At 57.2% G+C, this 16,625-nt stretch carries 16 protein-coding genes and 1 riboswitch; of the genes, 14 read left to right on the top strand and 2 right to left on the bottom strand.

What is annotated here, in order from left to right; all coding sequences use genetic code 11:
• Positions 1 to 58 precede the first annotated feature (58 nt).
• From MYS68_RS13030 to MYS68_RS13010, 5 genes are all read left to right on the top strand, one after another.
• A complete protein-coding gene (locus tag MYS68_RS13030; RefSeq protein WP_248930899.1) occupies positions 59 to 454 on the top strand; it encodes a glyoxalase superfamily protein in 396 nt (131 codons plus the stop codon).
• A gap of 35 nt (positions 455 to 489) precedes the next feature.
• A riboswitch (TPP riboswitch) is annotated at positions 490 to 601 on the top strand.
• Between the two features lie 61 nt (positions 602 to 662).
• Positions 663 to 1,481, top strand: a complete 819-nt coding sequence (thiM, locus tag MYS68_RS13025; RefSeq protein ID WP_248926255.1) for a hydroxyethylthiazole kinase — start codon at positions 663 to 665, stop codon at positions 1,479 to 1,481.
• Between the two features lie 15 nt (positions 1,482 to 1,496).
• Positions 1,497 to 2,225, top strand: coding sequence for a PIG-L deacetylase family protein (locus MYS68_RS13020; protein ID WP_248926254.1), 729 nt, complete (start codon positions 1,497 to 1,499; stop codon positions 2,223 to 2,225).
• A 98-nt stretch (positions 2,226 to 2,323) separates the two neighbouring features.
• Entirely contained in the window at positions 2,324 to 3,094 is a 771-nt protein-coding gene (locus MYS68_RS13015) for a sugar phosphate isomerase/epimerase family protein (protein ID WP_275983469.1), read from the top strand.
• A gap of 322 nt (positions 3,095 to 3,416) precedes the next feature.
• Positions 3,417 to 4,322, top strand: a complete 906-nt coding sequence (locus tag MYS68_RS13010) for an ATP-dependent DNA ligase (protein ID WP_248926252.1) — start codon at positions 3,417 to 3,419, stop codon at positions 4,320 to 4,322.
• A 51-nt stretch (positions 4,323 to 4,373) separates the two neighbouring features.
• On the opposite strand, the gene MYS68_RS13005 is transcribed toward MYS68_RS13010, so the two are convergent.
• The gene (locus tag MYS68_RS13005) at positions 4,374 to 5,240 is read right to left on the bottom strand and encodes an AraC family transcriptional regulator (protein ID WP_248926251.1); all 867 of its coding nucleotides are present in this window, start codon (positions 5,238 to 5,240) and stop codon (positions 4,374 to 4,376) included.
• A 144-nt stretch (positions 5,241 to 5,384) separates the two neighbouring features.
• Here MYS68_RS13005 and MYS68_RS13000 point away from each other — a divergent pair, with 144 nt between their 5' ends.
• Positions 5,385 to 6,458: a Gfo/Idh/MocA family protein gene (locus MYS68_RS13000; RefSeq protein WP_248926250.1), complete on the top strand. Its 1,074-nt coding sequence runs from the start codon at positions 5,385 to 5,387 to the stop codon at positions 6,456 to 6,458.
• 31 nt (positions 6,459 to 6,489) lie between these two features.
• Positions 6,490 to 7,326: a sugar phosphate isomerase/epimerase family protein gene (locus MYS68_RS12995; protein WP_248926249.1), complete on the top strand. Its 837-nt coding sequence runs from the start codon at positions 6,490 to 6,492 to the stop codon at positions 7,324 to 7,326.
• 132 nt (positions 7,327 to 7,458) lie between these two features.
• Here MYS68_RS12995 and MYS68_RS12990 read toward each other — a convergent pair whose 3' ends face one another.
• Entirely contained in the window at positions 7,459 to 8,664 is a 1,206-nt protein-coding gene (locus MYS68_RS12990; protein WP_248926248.1) for a threonine synthase, read from the bottom strand.
• A gap of 199 nt (positions 8,665 to 8,863) precedes the next feature.
• On the opposite strand from MYS68_RS12990, the gene panD reads away from it, so the two are divergent.
• The 7 genes from panD to MYS68_RS12960 all read left to right on the top strand — a co-directional run bounded on the left by panD (position 8,864) and on the right by MYS68_RS12960 (position 16,593).
• The gene (gene panD / locus MYS68_RS12985) at positions 8,864 to 9,268 is read left to right on the top strand and encodes an aspartate 1-decarboxylase (protein WP_248926247.1); all 405 of its coding nucleotides are present in this window, start codon (positions 8,864 to 8,866) and stop codon (positions 9,266 to 9,268) included.
• A 6-nt stretch (positions 9,269 to 9,274) separates the two neighbouring features.
• Positions 9,275 to 10,048, top strand: coding sequence for a YheC/YheD family protein (locus tag MYS68_RS12980; protein WP_248926246.1), 774 nt, complete (start codon positions 9,275 to 9,277; stop codon positions 10,046 to 10,048).
• 219 nt (positions 10,049 to 10,267) lie between these two features.
• A complete protein-coding gene (locus tag MYS68_RS38530; RefSeq protein WP_275983468.1) occupies positions 10,268 to 10,390 on the top strand; it encodes a hypothetical protein in 123 nt (40 codons plus the stop codon).
• Between the two features lie 128 nt (positions 10,391 to 10,518).
• Complete coding sequence (locus MYS68_RS12975; RefSeq protein WP_248926245.1) at positions 10,519 to 11,397, top strand: NAD(P)-dependent oxidoreductase; 879 nt, start codon at positions 10,519 to 10,521, stop codon at positions 11,395 to 11,397.
• 15 nt (positions 11,398 to 11,412) lie between these two features.
• Entirely contained in the window at positions 11,413 to 12,678 is a 1,266-nt protein-coding gene (gene larA / locus MYS68_RS12970) for a nickel-dependent lactate racemase (RefSeq protein ID WP_248926244.1), read from the top strand.
• Positions 12,679 to 12,733: 55 nt separating this feature from the next.
• Positions 12,734 to 15,202: a WG repeat-containing protein gene (locus MYS68_RS12965; protein WP_248926243.1), complete on the top strand. Its 2,469-nt coding sequence runs from the start codon at positions 12,734 to 12,736 to the stop codon at positions 15,200 to 15,202.
• Positions 15,203 to 15,330: 128 nt separating this feature from the next.
• The gene (locus tag MYS68_RS12960) at positions 15,331 to 16,593 is read left to right on the top strand and encodes an MFS transporter (protein ID WP_248926242.1); all 1,263 of its coding nucleotides are present in this window, start codon (positions 15,331 to 15,333) and stop codon (positions 16,591 to 16,593) included.
• Positions 16,594 to 16,625: the final 32 nt, after the last annotated feature.

The raw sequence follows: 16,625 nt of genomic DNA, 5'->3' as shown, positions 1-16,625 counted from the left end.
ACAATGGCTGTGGGTACGCTGACGGACCTGCAGCCCAATTAACCGGGAGGTGCAGATGATGGAACATCGCGAAGTGGCGATGGGGTCGGCAACGCCGATCATCCGCATTTTTGATGAAGAGAAGGCGAAGCGGTTTTACTTGGACTTTTTGGAGTTCCGGTGCGACTGGGAGCATCGGTTCGAGGAGAATTTGCCGCTGTATATGCAAATTTCCCTCGGCTCCTGCGTGCTCCATTTGTCGGAGCATCATGGGGACGCTTGCCCGGGGGCGGCGGTTCGCATCCCCGTAAGCGGCATCGCTGAGTACCATGCGGGACTGCTCGGTAAAAACTATAAATACGCCCGTCCCGGACTGGAGCGGACTCCGTGGGACACCAAGGAGTTTAGCGTGCACGATCCGTTCGGGAACCGAATTGTTTTTTACGAGGAGGCCGCTCCTCGTCAAGATGATTGACCGTGATTAAACAGTACGGTATCATAAAAAGTAATTTCATACGCCATGGGAGCCCGCAGGAGCGGGCTGAGAGTACGGCCGGTCCGCCGTTTACCGTTTGAACCTGCCAGGATAATGCCGGCGTAGGGAGAGCGAAGATGCAGAGCACCTTTGCCTGACGCGGAGGTGTTTTTTTGTCTGCTTCGCGAAAAAAAAGGAGGAAAACCGCATGACCGTAAACTCCGGGCGAATCGCCGACATTTTGGAGAAAGTGCGGGCCCAAAGCCCGCTAGTGCATAACATTACGAATGTGGTGGTGACGAACTTTACCGCCAACGGGCTGCTCGCTTTGGGGGCATCGCCCGTGATGGCCTACGCCCATGAAGAAGTGGCCGATATGGCGAAAATCGCCGGCGCCCTCGTGCTGAATATGGGGACGCTCGACGAATCGGTCGTTCGGTCGATGAGGATTGCCGGCGAGTCGGCGAATTTGCATGGCGTGCCGGTTATTTTCGACCCGGTTGGAGCCGGGGCGACGCCCTACCGTACGGAAACCGCCAGGCGCATCATGAAGGAGCTGCGGGTGTCCATCTTAAGAGGCAACGCGGCGGAAGTGGCCAATGTCATCGGCAAAGCTTGGTCGATCAAAGGCGTCGATGCGGCTGAGCAGTCGGGAGCCGATGTCGTCGCGTTGGCCCGCGAAGCGGCGAAAACGTTAGGCTGCACGGTGGCGGTTACCGGCAAGGAAGACGTCGTGAGCGATGGCGAGCTCGCGTACATAGTCAGCGGCGGAACGCCGCTCCTGACCCGAGTAACGGGAACGGGCTGCCTGCTCACATCGATCATCGGTGCGTTTGCCGCAGTGGAGCCGGACCCGGTGGCGGCTACCGCAGCGGCGCTCGCCTATTACAGCGCAGCGGCCGAAGCCGCCGTACGGCTTTCCGGCCCGGATAGCCCCGGCGCCTTTCAGGTGGAGCTGCTGAACCGGCTGCACCGGATTGGCCGGACCGAGCTTGCCGAGTACGCATCGGTTCGCCGAGCCGACTAGACGGGGGAGAAGCGCATGACGGCGAAAGTCGCGTTTTTATTTGCCCATCCGGACGACGAGACGTTTCTTTGTTCGTGCCTCATCCGCAAGCTGGCGGACGCGCAGGTGCCCGTATCGCTGCTGCTTGCCACAAAGGGGGACGCAGGGTACAAAAACGGCTACGTCAAAGATTTGAATTTGACCAGAGAGCAGCTTGGAGCAATCCGTGTTCGGGAAATGGAAGAGGCGGCACGCATCCTGGGGATTCCGCAAGAGGCGGTTCAGTTTCTCGATTTTCCGGACGGGCAGCTGCAGGAAGCCGATCCGGACGAGTTTTTGCGGCAGGTGACGGCTTTTTTGCAGCGGCACGAACCGCAGGTGGTCGTGACGTTTCCGCCGGACGGGGGAAACGGGCATCGCGACCATATCGCGATCTCGCAGGTGACGACGAAGGCGGTGCTCGGCGGAGGAGGCCCGTCGGTGCAAAAGCTGTACTACTGCTCTTCTCCCGCGCTTGAGTTAAGCGGGCATCTTCCGTCCGTCAGGCTGGACACGGCGGACATGTGGGCGATGAAAGCGGAGGCGCTCAAGGCGCATCGCTCCCAGCTGCTGGCGATCGAACGCGCATTCGGAACGTTGGATAAAGTTCCGGAAGCGAGGCGCTACGAGGAGTTTGTGCTTGCCTGGGAGCGGGGAATCCGCTGGCCGAAAAAAACGGAGAAGTCCGTGCTGGATGGGCTTCATGACGACACCAACCACAGTTAAATTTGCGTTTATTTTCGCAAACGGGATGCGATGATTTTGTCCCTGCGATGATGGTATGATGGGGATGAATCTTATTAAACGCAGATTGGGTGATCATTTTGAAAATTGCGGCACAGCTATACACGTTAAGAGATTTTTTGAAAACTCCGGAAGACATCGCGGCGACGCTGAAAAAAGTGAAGCAAATCGGTTACAATGCGGTTCAGGTGTCCGGGGTAGGTCCGATCGACAGCCGCCGGCTGAAGGAACTGGCGGACCAGGAGCAGCTGGCGATCTGCGCGACGCACATTTCGTACGGAGATTTGACGGAGAAGCTGGACGAAGTAATCGAGAAACACCAGCTGTGGAACTGCAAATATGTCGGGCTCGGCGGGTTGCCGCAAGAGTTTCGGGATTCCCGCGAAGGGTACGAAAAGTTTGCCAAAATCGCCACGGATATCGGCAAAAAGCTGCGTGAAGCCGGGCTGCAGTTTATTTATCACAACCACGATTTCGAGTTTGTCAAATTCGACGGCAAAACCGGCATGGACATTTTGTTCGAGCAGGCCGATCCGGAAGCGGTCCATTTTGAGCTCGACGTGCATTGGGTGCAGGCCGGCGGCGCCGATCCGGCGGCGTGGATCGAAAAGGTCAAAGGCCGCATGATGGTCGTGCACCTGAAGGACATGAAGGTAACGAATAACCGCGGCGAGCGGTTGTTTGCCGAAGTGGGCGAAGGCAACATGAACTTCCCGCGCATTTTGCAGGCATGCGTGGATACCGGCGTCGAGTGGGGCGCGGTGGAGCAGGATCAGTGCTATGAGCGCAATCCGTTCGACAGCCTGGAGATCAGCTTGCGCAATTTGCAGGCGCTTGGCTTCGGAAAATAAATCGGCGAATCGCGGAAAGCCGTCCCGACGGGGACGGCTTTTTTGCCTTATTAGGAAACTAGGTGCGGCTGATATTTGAGGATAAACGGGGGCCCCCAAAATGTATTTCCAAACGCTTTGATCGGCGAATCCAGGAAGTTCATCCGTGGTTAGGTGGAGCGTCCGGTGCCGGCAGATCCTTCTGCTCTAACGGTATAGGCTGCGGAGGTTCACTGCACTTTGGGGATTTGTTCGCGTTGTTATGCCGCCGGTTACGTGTTTTTTCGCAAGATGGGGGTTACAATGGGTAAAAAGGGTGCGGATTTAGGAAAGGAGAGAGAATGTGCCGACGTTCATACCGCCCATGCTGGCCGCGCCGGGAACGGCGCCGTTTGACGACGATAATTACATATTTGAGCCGAAATGGGATGGAGCGAGGATACAGCTGCACAAAAACGGCGACCGCGTGGAGGCATATGCCCGAAACGGGGCAAATGTCACCTTTAAATTCCCTGAGCTTGCGCAGGCGGCCGACGCGATCGATGCGCATTCGGCGATTTTGGATTGCGAAGGCATCTGCCTGCGTGACGGCAGGCCGGCGTTTGACGATTTTGCCTATCGGCTCAGGCTCAGCCATTCGCTCAAAATCGAACAGGCGCTGCGAACGCATCCTGCGACATTTGTTGCGTTCGACGTGTTGTTCAGCGGCGGCGATTCTCTCTTGAACGAACCGCTGATGGAACGGAAGCGCCGTCTGCAGGGCATAATCCGGCCTTCCGCTCTTTTGACCCCTACGATGTACCGGGAGGGGGACGGACGCGTTTTGTTCGAGCAGACGGATGCGCTCGGACTGGAAGGAATCGTGGCGAAGCGGAAGCATTCGCTGTACGTCCCGGGCTCGCGCACTGCGGACTGGCTTAAATTCAAGCATGTCCGGACCATTGATACCGTAGTGCTCGGATACCGTATGGAGCCGTTCGAACTGGTGCTCGGCCTTCATTTCCGAACAGTCAAAAACAAACCGGTCGCATCGGTCAGCAGCGGCATTTCCGAGGAAATGCGGCGGCTTTTTCTGGAGTTGGCGCAGCCTTTGCATGCGGCCCGGGAAAGGGGCGTTCAGCGGCTGGAGCCTCGCCTCGTGTGCCGCATCCAATATGCGGACCGCACGGATACGCATCAGCTGAAGGAAACGTCGTTTGTACGGTTCGTTCCGGACAAGGCTCCGGAAGATTGCGTTTGGCCAGGGTAAGCGTTTCGGCGCTGCGGAGGCGGTCGGTCAAACGCTTAAAGGGGCGTCAGATCAGGCTTTCAGCTTGCGGTATTCGGTCGGGACTACGCCTTTGCTCTCCCGAAAGATGCGGGAAAACGTCTTGTACGAGCCGTAACCGACCTCCAGCGCGATTTCCGCCACGCTCATTTCGGTGGAAACCAGCAGGCCGCAGGCGTGGCGGATACGCAGATCGTGCAGAAAGTGGACGAACGTCTGCCCCGTCGTCTGCTTGATCACCTCGCTGATGCGCGAGACGCTGAGCGGAAACTTTTTGGCCAGATCGGAAAGCGACAGGTCCTCCTGGTAGTTGCGGTGAATGTAATGGATGATCGGCCATACCGGATACCCTTGCTTGACGGCGGGGCGGGACGGAGTGGCCGGGTCGGATGCGTGTCCCCTGCGGAAACGGTCGAAATAGACGAGCGCCTCCTTCAGCTTGAGCAGGATCACCGTTTCTCTCCAGCGCCCGCTGCCTCCATATTCGCGGTACATTTGATCGAGAAGGCGGTCCATGCATTCCATATCCGAGCCGGTAAGCTGCGCGTAAGAAGGAAGCAGCTCCTCATCGTCCAGCAGCGCGGAGAAATCGCCGTCCGTGCTTTTTTCCATGAGCAGGTCCATGCTGAACATGCAGTTGTACAGCACCAGCGTGCTGCCAGGGTCCGTAAACAGCTCGTGCACCTGATACGGCAGCACGAACGTAAAGGTACCGGGCTCCATGCGATGATTGATGCCGTTGATCGTTTCCGAGCCGCTTCCCTCGACCACGTAGGAAAACTCGAGAAAATCGTGGCGATGGGCCGGATAGCCGTTCGACAGCCGGTTCATGCTCAGGTGAAACGGAAAAGAGGAGTGCATATTCGGGTACGTTTTTAAATATTTTGGAAAGTAAGTCATGCCTCGGGCGGTTCCTTTCCGAAAATGGATTCCGAAAAAATGGGATATTGTCCGAAAAATGCGCAACGCTTTTTTCTCCGCTTTATTTTACCATATATTCGTGAGGAAAAATTTGTTGAACACGCTTCCGAGGAGGAATTTTCGATGGGAAACAGCGGTAAAATCAGAATCGGCGTAATCGGAGCCGGCAACATTGGAAACGTTCACATGCGCGAATTTTCCAAGCTGGGGAATGAATGCGTCATTACGGCGGTGACCGACGCCTATATGCCTTTGGCGGAGCAGCGCGCGAAGGAATATGACATTGCCAAAGTCGCTTCCAGCCCGGAGGAGCTCATCCAGAGCGGCGACGTTGATGCCGTCATCATCGGCGTGCCGAATCAGTTTCACGCTCCGTTGGCCGTTCAGGCCCTCGAAGCCGGCAAACACGTGCTGCTGGAGAAGCCGATGGGCCTTAACGCCGAGGCGGCCCGGCAAATCTATAAAGCGAGCCAGGCGTCGGACAAAGTGCTGATGGTGTCGCATCAGATGCGCTGGGAATCCGTGGCGATGCAAATCAAGGAGCAGGCGGACCGCGGCGAGCTTGGCCGCATTTACACCGCCAAAACCGGCTGGTTCCGCCGCAAGGGGATCCCCGGCTGGGGCACCTGGTTCACGCGGATGGACCAATCGGGCGGCGGCCCGCTCATCGATATCGGCGTGCACATGCTCGACCTCGCGCTCTACCTGATGGGCAATCCGAAGCCGGTTTCCGTATTCGGCTCGACTTACGCCGAGTTCGGGCCGCGCCGCAAAGGGATCGGCACATGGGGCAAACCGGACTGGAACGGGGTCTACGACGTCGAGGACATGGCTACCGCGCTGATCAAAATGGAAGACGGCAGCACGCTGACGCTGGAAGTCAGCTGGGCGGTCCACATGGATACCGACAACGTGCCTTTCATCCATTTGATGGGCACCGAAGGCGGCGCTTCTTATAAAGGACCGCAAGGCAAGCTGCTGACCGAGAAGTTCGACCGTCCGATCGAGACGGAGCTGCGGAGGCCCGACAACGACGAAGGCGAGCGTCAGCGCCTGAGCCGCCACTTCCTCGAATGCGTGCGCGAAGGCAAGGAGCCGATCAGCTCGGCATTAACCGGGTATACGAACAATTTGGTGCTGGATGCGATTTATGAATCGTCCCGCACCGGACATGAAGTGCGGCTGAAATGGGATTAATGGACGATTTCATAAGGGAGGCGGAATACGTATGCTGAGAGGGTTAACGCGCGCCGGACTTGGCGACATCGGGAGCAATGAACGTTTTATCGAGCTGGCGGCGCAATACGGCTTCCAGTCGGTCGATGCAAGCGCGAAGGAGCTTGTCGACGCGCATGGTGTGGACGGTGCCAGGGCTCTGCTGGAGAAGCACGGGATAAGCATCGGCTCCATTGGCCTTATCGTACAGTGGAGGACGACGGAAGAGGAGTTTCGCGCCGGATTGAGCGGGCTGGCGGCGCACGCCGAAGCGGCGGCACAGCTCGGCTGCACCGCGTGCACCACGTACATTTTGCCGTCGACGGATTATCCGGCTGCGCATTTTATGGCTTTGGCGACGCGGCGCCTGCGCACGTGCGCGCAAATTTTGGGAGCGTACGGCGTGCGTCTTGGCCTCGAATTCGTCGGGCCGCACCATTTGCGCACCCGATGGGCGAACCCGTTTATTTGGACGCTGCAGGAAACGCTCGATTGGATCGATGCCATCGGCGAACCGAACGTGGGCCTGCTGTTTGACGCATATCATTGGTATACGAACGAGCTGAACGTGGACGACATACGCGCGCTGCGGCCGTCACAAATCGTGCATGTGCACATCAACGACGCGCCGGACGTGCCGGTGGCCGAAGTGCTCGACAACGAGCGGCTGTATACGGGCGAAGGCGTGATCGACCTGGTCGGCTTCGTGCGCGGCCTGCGCGATATCGGCTACACGGGCGCAGTGGCGCAGGAAGTGCTGCTGCCGAAGCCTCCGGCCGAATCTCCGGAGAAGCTGCTCGAGCGGTCGAAGGCAGGCTTCGACAAGGTGTTCGGCGCCGCCGGGCTGTAACCTGCGCTGCCGGATGGCAGAAGCGGACCGGCTAGAAATAGAGCCCAATCGGCGGTTGGGCTCTATTTCTGTTTTCAGTGCGTGCACGGTCTTGCGTGCCCATTCCCGGCTGGCCGCATTCAACATGCCGGGTCAGAAGTTTCGCTTCATATCCGCGTAGGTCCGGATGACCGGCGGTTTTACGCTCGGTTCCCAATCGAGGTACTTATCCGCGTGCGAAGTGTTGAAAAGCACCACCGTTTCGCGGCTGCCGATCCAGCCGCTCGCCCGCAGCCGCAAAAAGCCCGCCCAAGTGGAAGCTCCTTCGGGAGAGCAGCTTAGCCCTTGGCGGCCCATCTGCCGTGCCGCATCCTGAATCTCCTCCCGGCTCACCGCGACGGCCGTTCCGTTTGTTTTCAGCAATATAGATACAATCAGCTCGCCGTCCGGCGGATTCGGCACCCGCAAGCCCGTAGGGCTCGATGACGCGTGGGCAGGCTTGGAAGGCCAACGTCCTCCTTGGCGCACCGCATCGACGATAGGCTGGCAGCCGGCCTCCTGCACGCTCACGAGACGAGGCAGATCGCCGCTCACCCAATTCATTTGTTTCAGCTCGCGGAACGCTTTCCACAACCCGACGATTCCTGATCCGCCGCCGGTCGGATAGATGATCACGTCCGGGAGCCGCCAGCCAAGTTGTTCGGCGATTTCAAGCCCCATCGTTTTTTTGCCTTCGACTCGCCCCGGCTCCCGCATGGTGCCGATATTAAACCACGTTTGCTCGTCTTTTCCTTCGTCGATAATCCGGCCTGCATCGTGGATCAACCCGTCCACATAATATGTTCGTGCTCCATAGCGTAGACATTCCTCTACGATGATCCCCGGGCAATCTCGGGGTACGATCACCGTCGCCTCGATGCCGGCCCTGGCGGCGTAAGCGGCCAGCGCGGATGCCGCGTTGCCGTTGGAAGGCACGGCCGCTTTGCGAATGCCCCATTCTTTTAACAGGGAGACGGCCGCCGAGAACCCCCGGGATTTAAAGCTGCCCGTCGGATTCTGCTCCTCGCGTTTCACGAGCAGCGCAGCGACATCGTGCCGTTTTTCAAGCACCGGCATGCGAATCAGCGGTGTCCAGCCTTCCCCCAGCGTGACGATAGATTTCTCGTCCGACACGGGAAGCCATTCCTTATACCTCCACATGGATGAAATACGCGCGCACAGCTCCGTCTTCGTCAAAGCGGAAGCGATGCGCTCCAAATCGTATTCGACCAGCATGGTGCCGCCGCAACTGCATTTCGCCTTGAGCCCGAACGGCTCGCGGCGGTGGCATTGCAAGCACACCAGATCCAACTTGGTCATCAGCATCACCACATTTTCTTTTTGAAGTATGCAGCCTGGATGGAAGCGGAATGCATGAAGTGCCATTATTACAATAATCCGCGCGGCGGATATGGACACGGCAGTTACCTAAATAGCGGCAGGATAGGCAGGAGTCCCGAAACAAAGGCGGGCTCTTTCATACTATAGGGTAACGTCTGATTCCGGGAGTTGACCTTGATTGCAAAGATTGATGTGCAAAGGCAAAATACATCGGGCCACCGTCACGGAAGCCCGTCTCGATTACGTAGGAAGCATTACGATAGATGCCCGTTTGATGAAGGAAGCGAATATTCGGCCTTACGAAATGGTGCAAATCACCAGCCTGAGAAACGCTACCCGCTGGAAAACGTATGCGATCGAAGCGCCTGCAGGTTCCGGGAAGATTTGCTTGAACGGACCGCCGGCCCATCTGTTTCAGCCCGGCGATATCGTGATCATACTGAGCCTCGGCTTGTTTGACGAAGAGGAGCTGAAGACGCTGCGGCCCAAGGTGGTGTTTGTCGATGAAAACAACGAAATGACCCGCATCGAAACTCACGATCTGATCGTGAGGGAGCAGGACGATGCATTGAGAGAAGGGTAATGGACAATGCCGGGCAAATGGGGGCTGCACCGCTTTTATGCCAAGGACAACCGCATTAAAGGTCATTTGCCGCCGACCGAGATTTTCCGGCTGAATACGCTGAGGAAATTCATGCGGTTGTACGGTTCCGTCTATATTAAGCCGAACATGGAGCATATGGGAAAAGGTATCGTGAAAGCATGGAGAATTTCCGAGGGCTATACTTTCGTCAAGGTGAGGGGAAAGCCTTCGCCTGCGGTGCCAACTGTACGTGAGCTTTATCGAATGCTGAACATTACGCCGAAATCGTCTTCCCACATTATTCAAAAAACGATCGAGCTCGCCGAAATCGACGGCCGCCCGTTTGATATCCGCGTGATGATGATGCGAAACGGCCGGGGAAAATGGGAGTATGCGGCCATGCTCGCCAAAGTTGCCGGCCAGCGCAGCATCGTCACCAATGTGCGGCGCGGCCGCGGATATGTGCTTGAGGTTCCCGAGGCGCTGAAAAAAACCAAGCTGTTCGGTTCGAAGCAAATCGGCATGCTCGAGGAAGAACTGATCGAACTGAGCGAGCGCATTTGCCGCAGGTTCGATAAATACAAGCGTTCCTCGCAAATCGGTATAGACTTTGCCGTCGACAGGGCTGGCCGCATCTGGGTGATCGAAATCAATTTCGATTTTCCGTCCCATGAACTGTTTAAGAAGCTGCCGGATCTAACGGCATACCGCAAAATCAAACGGATGGCGGCCGTGCTGCGGCGGTTGCGAAGGAAGCGAAGCCGCCGGATAGAGTCTTGAGGGAGACTGCCGCCGCATATTAAAGGTCGGGATCAAGGAGCGGAAAATACCGGCCGCCACAACGTGAGGCCGGTATTTTCGCAATTGCCGGGAGTAAGCCCAATTATCCAACATTTACAAACTGGGCGGTTATTTTCGATTTTGACGGATTGATCCGGGATACGGAGACGTTCGATTGAAGATTCGCCGATCGGCGCCAAAGCAGCCAAAGCGGCAGGCATGCGCTGCGTCATCGTGCCGAACGAGCTGACGATGAATTTGCCTTTTGGCGAATACGATTTGCGGTTAAGTTCGATGCTCGATATGGAATTGGCGCGAATTGTCCAATTGTTTAACAATTGAAGCTTGATTATTTTGCCGGAAGGCGCGATGATATGTAAAGAAGAGATGGCAAAACTTAGGCGCAGTGAAAAACGGCAAGTTTATATAGGACAAGCCGGCTGTGCGATCTGAAGGAGGAGCTGCAGGGAATGGGTTTGACGAAGGAAACCGCACGCATCGGATTTATCGGCACGGGAGTTATGGGCCAGAGCATGGTACGCAATTTAATCAAAGCCGGCTATGAGCTGCATGTTTACAGCCGAACGAAATCGAAAACGGACGAGCTTGTCGCGCTCGGCGCGAAATGGCACGATACGCCGGCGGAGCTGGCTAGGGAAACGAACGTCGTGATTACGATGGTCGGCTACCCGCACGACGTGGAGGAGATTTACCTCGGTGAAGCGGGAGTCGTCCGCCATGCGCAGCCAGGCGCTTATCTTATCGACATGACGACCTCCAGCCCGTCGCTCGCGCGGCGCATCGAGAAGGAAGCGGCGCTGCGGGGCTGCCATTCGCTGGATGCTCCGGTTTCCGGCGGCGACGTGGGAGCGCGGGAGGCGCGCCTGTCGATCATGGTCGGCGGCGAGACGGAAGTATTCGACGCCGTCAAGCCGATTTTCGAAGCGCTCGGCACCAACATCGTTCATCAGGGACCGGCCGGAGCGGGCCAGCATACGAAAATGTGCAATCAGATTGCAATCGCTTCCAACATGATCGGCGTCTGCGAGGCGCTCGCCTACGCGAAGAAAGCCGGTCTTGATCAGGCGACGGTGCTGAAGAGCATCGAAACCGGCGCGGCCGGCAGTTGGTCGCTCAGCAACTTGGGGCCGCGTATGATTGCCGGCAATTTCGAGCCGGGTTTTTACATCAAGCATTTCATCAAGGATCTCGGCATCGCGCTGCAGGCTGCAGAGGAGATGGGTCTGGAAACGCATGGCGTGAAGCTCGCCAAATCGCTGTACGGGCAGCTCGCCGCACATGGAAAAGAAGACAAGGGCACACAGGCGTTGTACACACTTTATATATAAGGCCGGTGAACGCGGTTGGAAACCTTTTTGCAATATGGGAAAACGTCGCTTTCCGTTACCGTCCCGGACAGCTCCGTGGTCATAGAACCGCGATTTTTGGCGGGGCTTTCGGATGAGAAGGCGGCGGTTCAGCAGGCGCTGCTCAGTCCGATCGGGCTGCCGCCGCTTAAGGACTTGGTGAAATCGACCGACAAGGTGGCGATCGTCATCAGCGACATCACCCGGCCGACGCCGAACGATAAATTGGTTCCGTGGCTGCTCGAAGAGTTGGCGCATGTCCCGGACGAGCAATTCGTCGTCATTAACGGGACGGGGACCCACCGCGATCAAACGCGCGAGGAGTTCGTGCAGATGCTCGGGGAGAAGGTCGTGAGCCGCGTAAGGGTTGTCAATCATCACTGCCATAACAAGGACGAGCTTGTCCACCTCGGGCGCAGCTCGTTCGGCTGCGACGTATATTTGAACAAGGAGTACGTGGAAGCCGACTTCCGCATCGTGACGGGGTTTATCGAGCCGCACTTTTTTGCGGGTTTCTCCGGCGGGCCGAAGGGCATCATGCCCGGCATCGCGGGCATCGAGACGATTCTCACTTTCCATAATGCGCGGATGATCGGAGATCCGCTCGCAACATGGGGCAACATGGAGAACAACCCTCTGCAGCGGATGGCGCGCGAGGTGAACGGCATGTGCAAGCCGGATTTCATGCTGAACGTAACGCTGAACAAGGACAAGGCGATAACGCAGGTGTTCGCCGGCGAGCTGTTCGAAGCGCATGAGAAAGGCTGCGCATTTGCCAAGGAGCACGCGATGGTACCGGTTTCGGAACGTTTCGACGTCGTCATTACTTCCAACTCCGGTTATCCGCTCGACCAAAACTTGTACCAAGCGGTTAAAGGAATGAGCGCGGCCCACAAAATCGTGAAGCAGGGCGGAACGATCATCTGTGCGGCCGAATGCTCCGACGGCATCCCGAACCACGGCAACTACACGGAAATTTTGCAAATGAGAGCGACGCCCAAGGACATATTGGAAATGATTGGCGACCCTTCGTTCCAAAAGTTCGACCAATGGCAGGTGCAAAAGCAGGCGGTCGTGCAGGTGTGGGCGGACGTGTACGTCTACTCCTCGCTGCCGGATGAAGATGTGAAACAGGCGATGCTGAAGCCGACGCACGATATCGCAGCGACTTTGGAGCAACTGAAGGCGCGATACGGCGAAAACATGTCGGTCGCGGTACTTCCGCTCGGTCCGCTGACGATTCCTTATGTGAGCGGCACATAACTTGCCCAAACCCCATATGCTATAGGCGAGCAACCATATGGGAGATGGGTATGACATGATCGCTAACGAAACGCAAATTCGTCGGATCCGGATGCATTTGCCGCAAGGCGCGGAGCTGCTTACGATAGAGCGGCCGTTTCCTCATCCGGCCGCGGTGGCGGCGGATTTGGACGGCGACGGCATCGCGGAGCTGGCCGGGGCTTACCGCCTTGAGGGGCAGGTCTACGTCATCGTGCTGAAAAGACAGGGCAGCACATGGATAGCAGCGGCCCGTTTGCATAACTCGGGCTATAATGTGACGGTGCTGACCGCCGCTACGGTTTCAATCCGTAACCGGCAAAATTTGCTCGTCGGCTGGCAGGCCGGCGCGAGCTGGTCGCAGCTGTCGGTTTACGACTGGGCCCGCGAAGGGGTTCGCGACATCGCCCCGGCAGATACTTACTTCAGCTTCCTGGAAACGGAGGATATGCCGGGGCCGGCCGGAAGGGACGGCCTGGCGGAGCTGGCGCTGTGGATCCACGATACGGGGGACGCTTACCGCGTGGAGGTGATCCGGCGGCAGCACGGCCGGTGGACGGAGGCCCGCGACGTATATCCGCATTATTTTCGCCGGGTTGCCGGCTATTATGAGCGGATGGTCCGCCGGTTTCCGGACTACGGGTTTTACTGGTATTACCTCGCCGACGCGCAAATCAAGGTGGGAATGAGAAATGCGGCGATCGCTTCGCTGCGCAAGGCGCTCAGCTTCCGGCAGCCTTATCCGTCCAGGGAAAAGCTGGAGCAAATGCTTGAGCAGCTGGAGGCTGGGGCTGCGACGAGGGGACCGGCTCTGTTCCCGGCATCGGTGAAAACGGCGAGCGGCACAAAGTGGGGATACATCGACAGCCAAGGCCGGATGGTTATCCGGCCGCAGTACGACGATGCTCTCGATTTTCAGGACAACGGCCTCGCCATCGTTCAGGTCAATGGACGAAGCGGCCTCATCGATACGTCCGGGCATTTTGCAGATCAGCCGGTTTACGATTCAATCAGCCCGTTTTCCGAAGGCCGTGCGGTCGTGATCGACAAGCAAGGATTTAAGCTGATGGACACATCCGGGCGCATCGTTACGGGCAAAGCATATGATTATATATCCGCCGTACGCGGCGGAAGGGCCGTGTTTTCAGAAGTAAGCGGCGGTGTCAACCGTTACGGTTATCTCGACCTGCAGGGGCGAGAGGTCATTCCTGCGCAGTATATGCAGGCGGATGACTTTCATGACGGCAAAGCGGTTGTGAAGGTGAAGGAAGGCGAATTTGTTTTGATCGATCCTTCCGGCAAAAGGCTTGCGGCTTATCCGTATTCCAATGTCGGTTCGCTGCGCGAAGGGCTGATGCCGTTCCAAAAGGAACAATCCGGCAGGATGGGCTACATCGACGAACAGGGGCACGTCGTCATCTCTCCCGCCTATACGGGAGCGCTGCCGTTCCGCGACGGCCGGGCCGTCGTGAGTACAGCCGAAAATTATAACTACCGGTACGGTTTGATAGACAGGCAAGGTAAAATCATCATCCATCCGGAGTTTAACGACATCCGCCAGCTTGGCGAGATGAGGGTCGCCGTCGGCAAGCCGGTCGATCCGGCTAAACCCTATGTCGGCTCACTGTTCGCGATTGCCGATAACGATGGCCGCTTTCTTACCGACTACCAATATTACGATGTCACGGAATACGAGCGGGGTTTGGCGTCGGCTTACGACCGGACGCATACGTTTTTTATCGACAAAAGCGGTCTTCCGGCTCCCGGTCTTCCTCGTCTGAGCGGCAGCGGAAACCTGCGGATGGCGGACGGTCTCATCCAGGCGAACGTAGATCAGAGGTTGTCTTACCTGAACCGATCCGGACGTGCGATCTGGAGCCAAAACACGGTCATTCCGCTTGTCCCGCCGTACCGGATAAAGGAAGAGAAGTATAAACCCAATAAGGATTATTTGGTCTATTACCCGCAAATCGAAGGAATGGCCGATACCGCCGCGCAGCAAAAGGCGAACGCGACGCTGAGGGAGATGTCCGGGGTCAAAAGTGTGCCTGCCGGTGTGCAGCTTGATTATTCGTATACCGGCGATTTCGACGTAACATTTTTCCAAAAGCATCTGGTCGTTCTGAACATGAACGCCTACAATTTCCCGTTCGGCGCCGCGCACGGCATGCCGTCCAAGCTTTATGCTCATGTCGATCTGGCTAGCAGCCGCTTCTACGAGCTAAAAGATTTGTTCAAGCCGGGCAGAGACTACGTGCAGGTGCTGAGCGGCATCGTCGGCAGGAAAATAAAAGAGGACCCGCAATATTCCTACGTATTTCCGGGCAGCTATAAAGGCATCAAGCCGAATCAGCCGTTTTATGTAACGCAGAACGCTTTGCATTTGTATTTCGAGCCGTATGAAATCGCTCCGTACGCGGCCGGCTTCCCGACTTTCACGATTCCTTATGCGGAGATTATGACTATTATCGCGGTTGACGAACCATTCTGGAGGTCGTTCCATTGAGCCGCCCGGCTGCCGCAGATCAAGCTTGCCCGCGGGAGCGGGCTTTTTTTTCTTGCTTGACGGGCCGGACAAATGGGCATACAGTGGTAAGGTACATACACATCCTGCAGAAAAAGAAGGTTCGGCCGATGGAAGCATGGCGACGCAACTTGTACATCTTGTGGTTCGGAAACTTTTTTTGTTCCGTAGGCATCAGCATGATCATTCCTTTTTTGCCGTTATACGTCCAGGAGCTTGGCGTTCATGATCCGAACAAGGCCGCGCTTTGGTCGGCGATGATTTTCGGCATCAACCATCTGATGATTGCGCTTGTTTCACCGTTTTGGGGAAAATTTTCCGATACTTACGGGCAAAAGCTGTCGCTCGTGCGGGCGGGCTTCGGCCTCTCGGTGATCATTGCGGCGATGGGCTTCGTCCATACGCCGCTTCAGCTGCTGCTGCTACGCGCGTTATTCGGGACGATGGGCGGATTCATGTCCAACACTGTCGCGCTGGTGGCGATCGAGACGCCGAAGGAGCATACGGGCAAGGCGCTCGGGACGCTGCAAACCGGCCAGGTGTCCGGGCAACTGCTCGGACCGCTGCTTGGCGGGGTAATGGCGGAATGGCTCGGCATGCGCAATTCGTTCTTTTTTACCGGATTTTTCATATTTGTGGCAGCGGCACTGATCTTGTTCGGCGTCAAAGAGACGAGGCAATATCCCCGTTTCAGCTTCAAACATTTATGGAACCGCGGCGGCGTATTGCCGGACGAAAAGAAACCTGCCGCTCGGAACACGTCCCTTCGCGAGCTGGTGAGGACAACTCCGGCGGTTCTGACCTTATTCGTCTCGACGCTGCTGATTGCTGCGAGCTTTCAAAGCATCAGCCCGATCATTTCGCTGTATGTCAAAAGCATGCACATCGAAAAGCACATCGAGCTGATGGCCGGCCTTATCTTCGCCTCGAGCGCGCTAGGCACGATGATCGCCGCGCCTTTTTTGGGAAGGCTTGGCGACCGCTACGGCCACCTGCTGGTGCTGCTTAGCTCGCTGTTTATGATCTCGGTGCTGTACATTCCGCAGGCGCGGATCACCGACCCTTGGGTGCTGATGGCGACCCGCTTTTTATCGGGGCTGTGCGTGGGCGGCCTCATCCCGTCGATCAGCTCGCTGCTGCGCAAGCTGACTTCGCGCGAGATCCAGGGGACCGTATTCGCTTACAATACGAGCGCCAACTCGCTGGGCAACGTATCCGGTTCACTTTTCGGCGGGGTGGTGGCGGGCCATTTCGGCATCCCGGTTGTCTTCTACATCATTTCCGGCGTGTTTTTCCTGCATTTTGTCATGCTGGCCGTGCAGTTCCGCAAGATCAACCGCGCGCAGCTCAGCCGCGAATCCGCGCCGCAATAGCGGCTTTAGGATAGAGAGCCCCTTCCGGATGG

The organism is Paenibacillus hamazuiensis, assembly GCF_023276405.1.
Lineage (GTDB): Bacteria > Bacillota > Bacilli > Paenibacillales > NBRC-103111 > Paenibacillus_AF > Paenibacillus_AF hamazuiensis.
This window is presented reverse-complemented; position numbering and strand designations above follow the sequence as displayed.

What these genes read in the sequence shown, in the direction of transcription:
- MYS68_RS13030 (WP_248930899.1), top strand. Translation starts at nt 59, where the DNA reads ATGGAACATCGCGAAGTGGCGATGGGGTCGGCAACGCCGATCATCCGC.
- thiM (WP_248926255.1), top strand. Translation starts at nt 663, where the DNA reads ATGACCGTAAACTCCGGGCGAATCGCCGACATTTTGGAGAAAGTGCGG.
- MYS68_RS13020 (WP_248926254.1), top strand. Translation starts at nt 1,497, where the DNA reads ATGACGGCGAAAGTCGCGTTTTTATTTGCCCATCCGGACGACGAGACG.
- MYS68_RS13005 (WP_248926251.1), bottom strand. Translation starts at nt 5,240, where the DNA reads ATGACTTACTTTCCAAAATATTTAAAAACGTACCCGAATATGCACTCC.
- MYS68_RS13000 (WP_248926250.1), top strand. Translation starts at nt 5,385, where the DNA reads ATGGGAAACAGCGGTAAAATCAGAATCGGCGTAATCGGAGCCGGCAAC.
- MYS68_RS12995 (WP_248926249.1), top strand. Translation starts at nt 6,490, where the DNA reads ATGCTGAGAGGGTTAACGCGCGCCGGACTTGGCGACATCGGGAGCAAT.
- MYS68_RS12990 (WP_248926248.1), bottom strand. Translation starts at nt 8,664, where the DNA reads ATGACCAAGTTGGATCTGGTGTGCTTGCAATGCCACCGCCGCGAGCCG.
- MYS68_RS12980 (WP_248926246.1), top strand. Translation starts at nt 9,275, where the DNA reads ATGCCGGGCAAATGGGGGCTGCACCGCTTTTATGCCAAGGACAACCGC.
- MYS68_RS38530 (WP_275983468.1), top strand. Translation starts at nt 10,268, where the DNA reads ATGCGCTGCGTCATCGTGCCGAACGAGCTGACGATGAATTTGCCTTTT.
- MYS68_RS12975 (WP_248926245.1), top strand. Translation starts at nt 10,519, where the DNA reads ATGGGTTTGACGAAGGAAACCGCACGCATCGGATTTATCGGCACGGGA.
- MYS68_RS12965 (WP_248926243.1), top strand. Translation starts at nt 12,734, where the DNA reads ATGATCGCTAACGAAACGCAAATTCGTCGGATCCGGATGCATTTGCCG.
- MYS68_RS12960 (WP_248926242.1), top strand. Translation starts at nt 15,331, where the DNA reads ATGGAAGCATGGCGACGCAACTTGTACATCTTGTGGTTCGGAAACTTT.